The organism is Vibrio sp. C8, from assembly GCF_054051265.1.
In genome coordinates this window covers 128,671-141,657 of sequence record NZ_JBPAOE010000044.1, presented here as the reverse complement: position 1 = coordinate 141,657, position 12,987 = coordinate 128,671, and the positions used below count along the sequence as shown (strand labels likewise).

At 44.3% G+C, this 12,987-nt stretch carries 8 protein-coding genes; all 8 read left to right on the top strand.

The features are described from left to right. Nucleotides 1–57 precede the first annotated feature (57 nt). The 8 genes from hemL (at nt 58) to ACRQQK_RS16090 (ending at nt 12,951) form a co-directional block, all read left to right on the top strand. Nucleotides 58–1,353, top strand: a complete 1,296-nt coding sequence (gene hemL, locus ACRQQK_RS16125) for a glutamate-1-semialdehyde 2,1-aminomutase (RefSeq protein ID WP_457513042.1) — start codon at nt 58–60, stop codon at nt 1,351–1,353. Nucleotides 1,354–1,593: 240 nt separating this feature from the next. After that, nucleotides 1,594–2,679 (top strand): AI-2E family transporter, encoded by a 1,086-nt coding sequence (locus tag ACRQQK_RS16120; RefSeq protein WP_457513040.1) that lies wholly within the window; start codon nt 1,594–1,596, stop codon nt 2,677–2,679. A gap of 87 nt (nt 2,680–2,766) precedes the next feature. Continuing rightward, nucleotides 2,767–3,792 (top strand): 16S rRNA (guanine(1207)-N(2))-methyltransferase RsmC, encoded by a 1,026-nt coding sequence (gene rsmC, locus ACRQQK_RS16115; RefSeq protein WP_457513038.1) that lies wholly within the window; start codon nt 2,767–2,769, stop codon nt 3,790–3,792. A gap of 162 nt (nt 3,793–3,954) precedes the next feature. Continuing rightward, on the top strand, nt 3,955–7,341 hold the full coding sequence (locus tag ACRQQK_RS16110; RefSeq protein ID WP_457513036.1) for an ATP-binding protein: 3,387 nt from the start codon (nt 3,955–3,957) through the stop codon (nt 7,339–7,341). A 794-nt stretch (nt 7,342–8,135) separates the two neighbouring features. Then, nucleotides 8,136–9,806: an ABC transporter substrate-binding protein gene (locus ACRQQK_RS16105; RefSeq protein ID WP_457513034.1), complete on the top strand. Its 1,671-nt coding sequence runs from the start codon at nt 8,136–8,138 to the stop codon at nt 9,804–9,806. Nucleotides 9,807–9,951: 145 nt separating this feature from the next. Continuing rightward, nucleotides 9,952–10,938 carry an ABC transporter permease gene (locus tag ACRQQK_RS16100; protein WP_102968084.1) on the top strand — a complete coding sequence of 329 codons (987 nt, stop codon included), beginning with the start codon at nt 9,952–9,954 and terminating at the stop codon, nt 10,936–10,938. A 2-nt stretch (nt 10,939–10,940) separates the two neighbouring features. Next, a complete protein-coding gene (locus tag ACRQQK_RS16095; RefSeq protein WP_102968083.1) occupies nt 10,941–11,966 on the top strand; it encodes an ABC transporter permease in 1,026 nt (341 codons plus the stop codon). Between the two features lies 1 nt (nt 11,967). Then, on the top strand, nt 11,968–12,951 hold the full coding sequence (locus tag ACRQQK_RS16090; RefSeq protein ID WP_457513031.1) for an ABC transporter ATP-binding protein: 984 nt from the start codon (nt 11,968–11,970) through the stop codon (nt 12,949–12,951). Nucleotides 12,952–12,987: the final 36 nt, after the last annotated feature.

The window sequence follows — 12,987 nt, the reverse complement described above, 5'->3', positions numbered from 1 at the left end:
TCACAAGCGTACAATGCACAGCAACTTGGTCCGAGACATAATAAAGAGGAAGATTCCATGACCAAATCAGCTGATCTCTATAACAAAGCTCAATCAAAGATTCCTGGCGGCGTTAACTCTCCTGTTCGTGCGTTTAACGGCGTTGGTGGCTCTCCAATTTTTATTGAGCGAGCAGACGGCGCATTCATCTTTGATGCTGATGGTAAGGCATACATTGATTACGTAGGTTCTTGGGGACCTATGATTCTTGGTCATAACCACGCAGTTATCCGTGAAGCAGTGATCAACGCGGCAAACCGTGGTCTGAGTTTCGGCGCCCCAACTGAAATAGAAATCACGATGGCTGAACTAGTATCGGAGTTAGTTCCTTCAATGGAACAACTACGTATGGTGAGCTCTGGTACAGAAGCGACCATGAGTGCGATTCGCCTAGCGCGAGGTTTCACTGGTCGTGACAAGATCATCAAGTTTGAAGGTTGTTACCACGGTCATGCTGACAGCTTATTAGTAAAAGCGGGCTCAGGTGCATTGACGCTGGGTCAACCAAGCTCCCCTGGTGTTCCTGCTGATTTTGCAAAACACACATTAACTGCACGCTTTAATGATCTTGAATCAGTTCGCGAACTGTTCACTGCAAATAAAGGTGAAATTGCATGTATCATCGTTGAACCTGTTGCGGGCAACATGAACTGTATTCCACCAGTGGAAGGCTTCCACGAAGGTCTACGTGAAATCTGTGACCAAGAAGGCGCATTGTTGATTTTTGATGAAGTAATGACAGGCTTCCGCGTTGCATTAGGTGGCGCTCAAGCTCATTACAATATCAAGCCTGATTTAACAACTTTAGGTAAAGTAATTGGTGGCGGTATGCCTGTCGGCGCATTTGGTGGTCGTAAAGATGTAATGCAATTCATCGCACCAACAGGCCCTGTATACCAAGCTGGTACTTTGTCGGGTAACCCAGTGGCAATGGCTGCGGGTCTTGCGTGTCTAAGTCTGTTAAAAGAAGAAGGTAACGAGAAACGCCTTGCGTTTAAAACTAAGCAATTGGCTGACGGTTTTAAATACCTTGCAGATAAACATGGAATCCCAATGGTTGTGAACCAAGTGGGTGGTATGTTTGGCTTCTTCTTCACTGACCAGGAAAGCATTACTTGCTACGAAGACGTGACTAAATGTGATATCGAACGTTTTAAGCGCTTCTTCCACTTAATGCTGGATAAAGGTGTTTACCTTGCACCATCTGCATTTGAAGCAAGCTTTACTTCTTTGGCTCACGGTTCAAGAGAAATCGAAGCGACACTTGAAGCAGCGGATCACTGTTTAGCAGTTATTGCAGCTGAAGCAAAATAACGCATAACCCGTTTGAAAAATAAGGCTGCTTTGGCAGCCTTATTTTATTTCCAGTTGGCAATAACAAGTACAACTAGAACGGTGACAACAACGCCAATCCATGAAATTCTGCGACGTCTTACATTCTTAGTTTCGCAACACTTCTCATCATTGCAACATCCCATATAACCCTCTTCATTGCTAACTGACTGAATTACAGCCATTATAAACATACTTATTTGATTCCAAGGACAGCCAAAAGTGCCAGAAAAAATCAAAATTTCATCCAGTCATTGGGTTCTTGTTATTGCCCTGCTTGTCGCTGGCTTCGCTTGTTACTTACTCGTAGAACCCTATATCAATTCAATTGTGATGGCATTCATTATTTCCATGCTCATGCTTCCACTGCATGAAAAATTAGACAACATGATGCCCACACATAGAAACATCTCATCATTGCTTTCCTGCATTATTCTGACATTTATTATTGTCATTCCGCTGCTTTTCGTATTTGCGGCGATCGTTCAGCAAGGATCCAAGTTTTCTCAGAATGTTTATCAGTGGGTCACCCATGGCGGCATTCAGACTCTATTTAACCATCCTTTGGTGATTAAAGGACTCGCTTTCGCTAATCAGTATTTACCTTTTGATGGTATTAACCCACAACAAATCGCGCAGAAAATTGCACAGTTCGCCACCAGCTTTGGCACTAATCTGGTTGGTATCAGCGCCAAAATTTTAGGTGATGCGACAAGTTTTATTATGAGCTTCTTCTTGATGCTATTTGTTCTGTTCTTCTTGCTAAGAGACAGAGAAAAGATCATCTCAACCATTCGTCACATATTACCGTTGTCTCGCAGCCAAGAAGATCGCTTGCTGGATGAGATTGAAAGCGTGTCCAAATCAGCAGTTATGGGATCTTTCCTTACAGCGATCGCTCAGGGCGTTGCTGGTGGTATTGGTATGTGGTTAGCAGGTTTTCCGGGGTTATTCTGGGGAACAATGATGGGGTTTGCGTCGTTTATTCCTGTTGTCGGTACCGCGCTCATCTGGATCCCAACCGCGACGTATCTATTCCTTACGGGTGAGACTACTTGGGCTATCTTCCTTACGGTATGGAGCGTTGCCATTGTCGGCTCTATCGACAACTTACTCAGACCTTTCCTGATGCAAGGCAGTGCGGGAATGAACACTCTGATGATCTTCTTCTCTCTACTGGGTGGTATTCAGCTGTTTGGTTTGATTGGTCTTATTTATGGTCCACTGATCTTCGCGATCGCCATCGTACTGTTTAATATTTACGAAGAAGAGTTCCACAACTTCCTCGATAACCAAGACAGCAGCTAAAAAGCTTCATGCTTGGAGCCGACTATGCGAGAATCGGCTCCAAAATTGAACCTAGCTTAATTGAACCTAAAAGATAACAGGCTCTAAATGTCTAATTACATTACCCCAAGCCAAATTGCTCAACGCCAGCTTGCATACTTTGAGAATAAAAAAGTACTTGTAGCAGGTGAAGCTGAAGATCTGTTTCCTGTCGAACTTGCCAAGCACTGTGTTTCAGTTTCTGTGTTTACCACCAACTATGGCTACTATCGTCAGCTTAAATCGAAATCAGCGATTAGCGTCCATTTTGGTGCTGAGCTAGAAGGCGATATCGATGCAGATATGGTGCTTATCTACTGGCCAAAAGCAAAGATGGAAGCGGAATATCTGCTTGCTATGTTGATGGCAAAACTTGGAGTAAATACAGAGATCGTCGTGGTCGGCGAAAACCGCTCTGGTGTAAAAAGCATCGAGAAGATGTTTGCAGATTATGGCAGTGTGACAAAGTTCGATTCTGCCCGCCGTTGCTCTTTCTATTGGGGGCAATGTTTAGAACAGCCAAAAGCTTTCCACATCGAAGACTGGTTCAAGTCTTATACCGTTCAATATCAAGAACATGAACTTACCATTCGTAGCTTGCCTGGCGTATTCAGCCATGGTGAGTTTGATCTGGGCAGTCGATTACTGCTGGACACCTTGCCGAATCTCAGTGGTAAAGTGCTTGATTTTGGTTGCGGAGCCGGTGTTCTTGGCTGCGTGATGGCAACTTTGAACAAGGATATTCAACTGGAAATGTGTGATATTAGTGCGTTGGCTGTGCGCTCAAGTGAAGAAACACTGAAAGCCAACCATTTATCCGGTCGTGTATTCGCATCAGATATCTACTCAGATACTGCGTTAGACTATAACTTCATCGTCACTAACCCTCCTTTTCATGCTGGGTTAGACACCAGCTATAACGCAACAGAAACCTTATTAGAGAAAGCACCGAGCTATTTAACCAATAAAGGTGAACTGTTCGTTGTAGCTAATAGTTTCTTGAAATACCAACCGATTATTGAACAATCATTAGGTAATTGCGAGACGTTAAATAAGACCAACAAATTCGCTATTTATCACGCAAAAAAATCCTAACACTTGGTTACAAATTAACTAAAAGTGAGCCTATGTCCACGCTTTAAGTGGGACTTACTTGTCAAAGAAAAAAAACTTGTTAACTTCTGCGTAACCCGTTTTTACTCAATCACACAACTTGCAGGTTTTCCTGCAAGTTTCATTGAAAGAATTCTCTTTGATATGTTCAGGTTTTATCGCAGGCAAAAGTTTAAACGCTTACAAAACACCTTGATGCTGGCCTTTCTGGTGCTCAGCATTACACCACTGACTGTCACGGCTATTTTCTTCCTGAAGTCTCATATTGATGATCTCCAAGAACAAAGTACCTCTCACCTTCTGTCAGTTCGAGACACCAAGCAACAGCAAGTTATCGACTATCTCAACGCTAAAGAGTCCGAGGTTATGGGCTTTGTCCGTTCAGAGCTCGCTTACGCCAGTGGTGGACGATTTTATGGCCTCGTCAATGCTTTTACACGTTTGGGCGAGAACATTGAACAAGCCAGAGAGAATGCTCAACAACGCTATATATTAGGTTCCGGAGATCAAGTTAAAACTTCTGTGTTACCTCAATCCAGCAGTTATGTTGGCAGTGAGCGCTACCGCCTTTTGCATAAACGCTATCATTGGGCATACATGGAATTGCTCAAACGCTCTGATTTCGATGATATTTTACTGGTCGATTTACAAGGTAACGTCACTTATTCGATCAATAAAAATGAAGAGTTCGGTACCAACCTGTTTAGCGGAAAATTCAAAGATGCGAACTTAGGTCAAACCTTTCAGCGCTTGGAAAAATCCGTTTCCGAACACCGAGAAACCAACGAGGATTTTACCCCTGTCATTCAATCCGATTTTATTGAAGAAAACGGACAACAGTACGCTTGGTTTGGCGCACCAATTATCCAGCAAGGCTATCTACATAGCTACGCGATGTTCCGCCTGCCAAACAAAGGGATAACCAAGCTCATAGCGGATAGCAAAAACTCACCAATGCAGACACTTCTTGTTGGCCAGGATCACCGCTCGCGTACACTTTCTTACCTACAAGACGATATAGATAAAAGCCGTGAAGTCATTAGCTTAGCCTTATCTGGCAAGCACGATGTAGGCACTTACACCGATGCCGTTGGTGAGAAGAACATCGCTGCTTATGCTCCAATTAACCTCAATAGCACACATTGGGCTATTGTCGTAGAGCTGCCAGAAAAAGAGGCGTTTGCACGAGTAAACCAGTTAGAAAAACTGTTCATTTTTGCCATGCTTACCGCCATCGTGCTAGTGGTTATCGCGTCACACATGCTTTCAAACTTCATTACTTCACCACTGTTAAGGCTAACGTGGGCAGCTGAACGTGCATCGGCAGGCGATCTCGATGAAAGTATGATTAACACCGAGCGTAAAGATGAAATTGGCCGTCTTGCTGTCAGTTTTGAACGCATGCAGAGGTCTATACGCGAAAAAATTCAACTCATCAAATCGCAAAATAGTGAATTAGAAAAAAACATCCAAATCATTCGCAAGCAAAACGATGAACTGCAGCTTGCAAACAAACTAAAAGATGAGTTTCTTGCTACCACCTCTCACGAGCTGAGAACTCCATTACACGGAATGATTGGTATTGCCGAAGCCTTAATATCTGGTGCTAACGGCCCAATTACTTCTGATCACAAATATCAACTTGATATCATCGCCACCAGCGGACAACGTCTTGCTCGCTTGGTTGATAACTTACTTGATTACCACAAAATGCGTTATGGCAATCTCGATATACAGAGTGATGCGGTAGATCTGTCCAGTTCAACACGTTTAGTGTTAGAACTTTCTAACCACTTGCTCGGTAAGAAGCCTATTCGGATCATCAATCAAATATCAGATAATCAATTCTGGGTCTTCGCCGATCCGCAGCGTTTAGAGCAAGTGCTGTATAACCTGATTGGTAACGCGATCAAATATACGTCGGAAGGCAAAATTGTTATCTCAGCCTCTCAAATTGATGATCAGATTCGTGTCCAAGTTGTTGATACTGGTCAGGGCATTCCAGCAGAACAATTGGAACATATCTTTGAGCCGCTAATTCAAGGAACCGTCGAAACTAACCGCTATCGCCAAGGTTCAGGATTAGGCTTATCAATTAGCCGACAACTGATTGAACTGATGAACGGCACCCTTTATGTCAGCAGCCAGCCACTGGTTGGAACAACATTTAGCTTCACGTTGCCTATTGCTTCTACAAAGGATATTGAGCGCGCGAGACTGACTGAACAGCCTCACTACCAAGTAGTTGAAGTTGGAGAGGTTGAGTTGCCCGATACCAGCAATTTGCCGGAGAACAGTGACGGACCTTTACTGCTGGTTGCCGATGACGAACCTGTAAACCTGAGAATACTGGACAGCTTCTTGCGATTGGAAGGTTATCGCGTACGTACCGTTGCTGATGGTAACGAAGTGCTAAGGGCTGTTGAGAACGAGAGACCAGAGCTACTGCTGCTCGATATTATGATGCCGGGCATGAGCGGTTACCAAGTGTGTGAAAAGCTGAGAGAAAAATACAGCCTCACCGATTTACCTATCATCATGCTTACTGCGCTGAATCAAACAGAAGATCGTTTGAGAGGATTTGCTGCGGGTGCGAATGACTATCTATCTAAGCCGTTTAATAAAAAAGAGTTAGCGGCGCGCATTCATGCTCATATGGCAGCAAGTCAAGCAGAACAAAGACGATTGGAAAATCTTGAACTACAAAACGAACTCAAGCAGAGAAATGTCGTCGAGGCAGATTTGCTCGAAACACAAGAACGATTGTTGGAACAGCTAGAATCTGCACCAGAAGCGATTGTATGTCTCAAAGAAAACAACAAAGTTCTGTTCGCCAACCAAGCAGCATCGAGACTGTTTAAACGAACACAGGAGCAACTAAAACGCTCAAGTGCTGAAGAGCTGTTTTCCCATAAGCATATCAACATTACTCAACAACACTATTGCGGCGAAGTCGATATATTTGTTGGTGATTCGCGTCTTCATTTACCAGCAGATATTCTAAAACTGCCTAAAGGCTCTGGTATGCAGGCAATTTACATTTTAAATGTCGGTGGTGCTCAGAGCGTACAAAGAATACATAACTTGGAAACGGCGATTGATGCTCTATCAAGTTATGCGTTTAGTGGTGATAAGGAAAGACTGCAGCAACTTAAAGAATTGGGCGGAGAGTTCACCAGAATTGCAGATAAAGCAGAAGGCGATAATCAATCCAAGCAAGAGCTTATGCGCTCAGTACTTGTTGATGCGATGACAAACGCACTCAACTACTGGGAGAAAGCTCCCGGCCAAACCAAGTTCACTTTTGCAGAACAAAGCGGACTGTGGCGTGTTTACTTGGACAGAAGTACATTGCAAACACGTACACTCGACAAGTATCTACGTATCGAAACGCTGCCGAAAACACCACGTTGGCGTACCGTACTAAACTCGCTCGATTACATCCTTGAGCATCACAATGAGCCGGGATCAGAACGAATTCACCTTGAAGCCCTGCGTAACAAGTTGCAGAAACTTATCGCTGCCATGTAACACCATTAACCGCGGGAATCATCAACTCTAATAGCCCACTAACGTGGGCTTTTTTGTGCGTGTTAGTTAAAGCTTCCTACCCATTCTCCCCTTCTTTTGTAAGGTTCTGAGCTATGAGTCAACGACTCTGCAAAAGTAGCCTTCAGCGCTATTTAGAGGCGTTCCTGACTCAATGATTGGAAAGTGTTCAAACTTAACCAAGTCATAAACACGTTTCACTTAAGTTAATTTATGAAGAAAATTAATGCGTTTATTTTTAGCTATTGTCGTTAGAACACTCCCACTTACAGCCCGAAAAAGCACCTAATGATAGTTAAAAAAGAACAATTTGTTTGGTCGTGGGATTTGAATCACAACAATTTGCCAGAATTAATTTATGAAGACAAATTAACGGGGGAAAGTGGTAGTGACAATTATCTCACTTTATTGAGAAGTGAAAAATCAATAATAAAATCAAAGCAAGAAAGGTAAGTAAACACTAACAATAAAGCAAAAAAATATGAAATTTATAAGATTTTAACACTGAGAGAAAACGGTTAAAACATCATCAACCACAGCGGGTTTTGACGTTAATGACGGAGAATGAGTGTGTTTTGACGTTTTTAACGAGAAATGGAATTGCTAAATGTTAGAACAAAGTGTTTTCTTACCTCAGCCAACGGTTTACAGGCCACTCATATTCCCCCTGCTCCTCCGCTGGTGGAACTCAATATGAGGTAAACCTTTGGAAATTGTTCATCCCATGATGACATTCATATCCATTCGTGAAATGAAGCAAACAGTAAGGAACAGCTATGCTTGCCAATATTAAAAAGACAGCACTCGCAACAGCCGTTATCGCTGGAGCACTTAGCGTCTCAGCTCCTGCATTAGCACGCAGTGAGCTAACCATAGTCCCTGATTTCTACCCAACTATGGTTCGTAACTTCAACCCGTACTTAGCAACAAACCTACGTACAACCACAGATTTCATCTATGAGCCATTAGTGGTTTTCAACGAGATGAAAGGCAACACTCCGGTGATGCGTCTTGCAGAAAGCTACAAAATGGCTGACGACTTAATGAGCGTGACATTTAACGTTCGTAAAGGCGTGAAATGGTCTGATGGCCAAGCGTTTACTGCAGATGACATCCTATTTTCTTACCAATTACTGAAGAATAAACCGGAGCTTGACCAACGCGGTATCAACAAATGGGTTAAGAGTGTAGAGAAAGTAAATGAATACACCGTACGCTTCGAACTGACTGAAGCGAACTCAAACGTACCATACGAAATTTCGCTTGTTCCGATCGTAGCTGAGCACATCTGGAAAGATGTCAAAGAACCTACCACTTTCACCAATGAAAACCCTGTTGGTACTGGTCCGTTTACTGAAATCGACACCTTCACTCCGCAACTTTACATTCAGTGCCGTAACCCTAACTACTGGGATGCAGCAAACCTAGAAGTTGACTGTTTACGCGTTCCACAAATCGCAAACAACGATCAACTATTAGGTAAAGTCGTGAACTCTGAGCTGGATTGGACTTCATCATTCATTCCTGACATTGATCGCACTTACGCAGCAGCAAGTCCTAACCACCATTACTGGTACCCAGCATCTGGTACTCAAGCGTTTGTGGTTAACTTCAAAAACCCAGATCCAGCAAAACAAGAAGCTCTGAACAATGTAGATTTCCGTCGCGCATTCTCTATGGCGATTGACCGTCAAACCATTATCGACATCGCATTCTACGGTGGCGGTACAGTGAACGACTTCGCTTCAGGTTTAGGTTATGCATTTGAAGCTTGGTCTGATGAAGAAGTACACAACAAGTACAAAGGCTTTAACACTTACAATGCTGAAGGTGCAAAAGCGCTATTAGCGAAAGCTGGCTTTAAAGACGTGAACGGTGACGGCTTTGTCGATACACCTTCAGGTAAATCTTTTGAATTGCTGATTCAATCTCCAAATGGTTGGACTGATTTCAACAACACAGTACAACTTGCAGTAGAACAGCTCAATGAAATTGGTATTCAAGCGAAAGCTCGTACACCAGAATTTGCTGTATACAACGAAGCAATGCTGAAAGGTACTTACGATGTAGCGTACACCAACTACTTCCACGGTGCAGATCCTTATACCTACTGGAATGATGGTTACAACTCTGCACGTCAAGTTGGTGAAGGTATGCCTCGCTTTGCGATGCACTTCTACAAAAACGACAAGCTAGACGGACTACTTGATAGCTTCTACAAAACAGCAGATAAGAACAAGCAAGTAGAAATTGCGCACGGTATTCAGAAGATCATCGCTGAAAACCAAGTGACTATCCCTGTATTGTCGGGCGCGTGGATGTACCAGTACAACACTACTCGATTCACTGGTTGGTGGAACGAAGACAACGCGAAAGGTCGTCCAAGTGTATGGGCTGGTATCCCAGAACGTCTACTTCACGTACTGGACCTAAAACCAGTTAAGTAAACGTTAGTTCTTTGCGGCGTACTCTGTACGCCGCCTATTTAAATCCCCCTCTATTTGAAAAACAGATGGCGTCATGCGTCAGGGGATTTCTCGCTCTAAATTTCGCTAGCACGTAAACAAATATCGGGTGAGTAAGGTGTAAGTTATGGGTTATTTTTTAAGACGTTTGTCATTTTATTTCGCCGCGCTACTTGTAGCGGCAACGATCAATTTCATTATTCCACGAGCAATGCCTGGTGACCCAGTTACCATGATGTTTGCTAACGCGACAGTGCAAGTCACGCCTGAACGTATCGCCGCAATGAAGGAGTTACTTGGATTCGTTGGTGGACCTTGGTACGTAGAATACGCCGTTTACATGAAAAGTATCTTTAGCTGGGAGCTAGGTACTTCAATTAAGTTCTATCCTCTGAGCGTTAACGAGCTTTTAGGAGGTGCATTTGGCTGGTCACTTTTCCTTGCCGGTACTGCCGTCATTATCTCTTTCTCAATCGGCTCAGTTCTCGGCATCTTTGCCGCATGGAAACGCGGTAGTCGTTACGACACATTCATCACACCGGGAATGCTCGTCATTCAAGCGGTTCCACAAGTGGTTATCGCCATGCTGGCCATGTTCATTTTTGCTATCGGCTTAAAGTGGTTCCCAACCGGCTATGCCTACACTGCAGGTACCATTCCTGACTGGACAAGCTGGGAGTTCATTAAAGATGTCGGTTACCACGCAATACTTCCACTTATCTGTGCCTCTATCGTTCAAATCGGTGGCTTCTTGGTCAACATGCGTAACAACATGATTAACCTACTTGCTGAAGACTACATCACGATGGCGAAAGGCAAAGGGTTGAGTGAAAACCGCGTTGTATTCAACTACGCCGCTCGCAACGCATTATTGCCAAGTGTCACTGCGCTTTCGATGTCATTAGGTATGGCTATCGGTGGTCAGCTCATTATCGAAATCATTTTCAACTACCCAGGTCTTGGTACGGTGCTGTTTAACGCAATCACAGCTCGTGACTACCAAGTTCTACAAGGCCAACTTCTTATCATGACTCTGTTTATGCTGTTCTTTAACCTGCTCGCAGACATGCTGTATGTCGTACTCGACCCTCGTCTACGTAAGGGAGGTAAATAATCATGAAAGCACTTTGGAAACTGTTATCAGGCAACCGAGTCGCCATGATAGGTGTCGCGATTCTCTCAGTATTCTTATTTATCGCACTTGCTGCACCGCTGATTACCAAACACGCACCAGATAAACGTACAGGCAATCCGCATGAGTACCCTTCGTTTGTTGTGAAAGCCGCTAAAAGTGACCCGAATGGCTGGGTTGCTGAAAATTTGGCGACAGACAGAAGAACTCTGACGATGTCGAAAAAAGCGGATCATACCCTTGGCACAACTCGCATGGGTCGTGACGTATGGTCACAGGTTGCTTACGGCGCACGCGTATCCTTAGCGGTAGGCTTTGGAGCGGGTATCACCGTTTGTTTCCTAGCAACCATCATTGGTGTTTCAGCGGGCTACTTCGGTGGAAAAATCGATGACTTCTTAACCGCCGCAATGAACATCATGTTGGTTATCCCTCAGTACCCGTTGCTGTTCGTGGTTGCCGCTTTCATTGGTGAAGCTGGCCCACTGACCATCTCCCTTATTATCGGGTGTACCTCCTGGGCATGGGGCGCCCGTGTTGTTCGAGCTCAGACACTTGCACTGCGTGAAAAAGAGTTTGTAAAAGCGGCTGAAGTATTAGGTGAGAGTTCATGGCGCATCATCTTCGTTGAAATCCTGCCAAACCTTATCTCAATTGTCGGCGCAAGCTTTATCGGCTCAGTAATGTACGCCGTGATGATGGAAGCCACTATCTCCTTCCTAGGTCTGGGCGATCCGAACACCATCAGTTGGGGCATCATGCTTTACAACGTGCAAACCTCTTCATCTATGTTGGTTGGCGCTTGGTGGGAACTGTTAGCTCCATGTTTATCACTGACGTTACTCGTCACTGGTCTGGCACTGCTTAACTTCGCGGTAGACGAAATCGCTAACCCACAATTGCGTTCTCATAAAGGGATGAAGCGTTGGAAGAAACTCGCTCAACAAGACAAATCACAGCGTGAGCCTAACCTACCACCTCAAAATGCACTATGGAGCGGAGACAAATAACATGACAGCACCACTTATCTCAATCCGCAACTTATGCGTGGACTACATTACTGATGCAGGCGATGTTCGCGCCTGTAACAACGTCAGCTTTGATATCGCACCAGGCGAAGTGTTTGGCTTAGCGGGTGAATCTGGTTGTGGTAAATCAACTGTTGCCTTCTCGTTGATGCGCCTACATAAGCCGCCTGCGTTTATTACTGGTGGCGAAGTGATCTTCAATGGCGAAAACATTCTCCAATACAGCGACGAAAAAATGCAGTCATTTCGCTGGAGCCAGATGTCGATGGTGTTCCAAAGTGCGATGAATGCTCTCAACCCTGTTCTCACCATGGAAGAGCAGTTCTGTGACGTGATTATGCGCCATACCAATTTGACCAGAGAGCAGGCTAAACGTCGCGCCGAAGGCTTGTTGGAAATTGTGGATATTCACCCGAGTCGCTTGAACGACTACCCACACCAATTTTCTGGTGGTATGCGTCAGCGTCTAGTGATTGCGATAGCGTTAGCGCTTAATCCAAAAATGATCATTATGGATGAGCCAACCACAGCGCTTGATGTGGTGGTTCAGCGTGAAATTCTGCAAAAGATCTACGCACTAAAAGAAGAGTTCGGCTTCTCTATTTTGTTTATCACTCATGACTTGTCACTGATGGTCGAGTTCTCAGACCGTATTGGCATCATGTATTCCGGTGAACTAATTGAAGTTGCGCCTTCAAAAGAGATTCTACAAAGCCCATTCCACCCTTACACCAAAGGTCTGGGAAGCTCATTTCCACCACTAACGGGGCCAAAAACCAAACTGACGGGAATTCCAGGTAACCCTCTGAACTTACTTGAAATTCCGCAAGGTTGTCGTTTTCAGGCTCGTTGTGACCGTGTCCATGAAACCTGTACCAAAGTTCCGACTCAGCTGCGTCAAATTGAGCTGGGACGTTTCTCCAATTGCCACCTCTATGGTGAGCCGATTGCTCAGGTAAAGCTATAGCTTGAGACGTGTACAGCAACGCTATTCGAAAGTTAG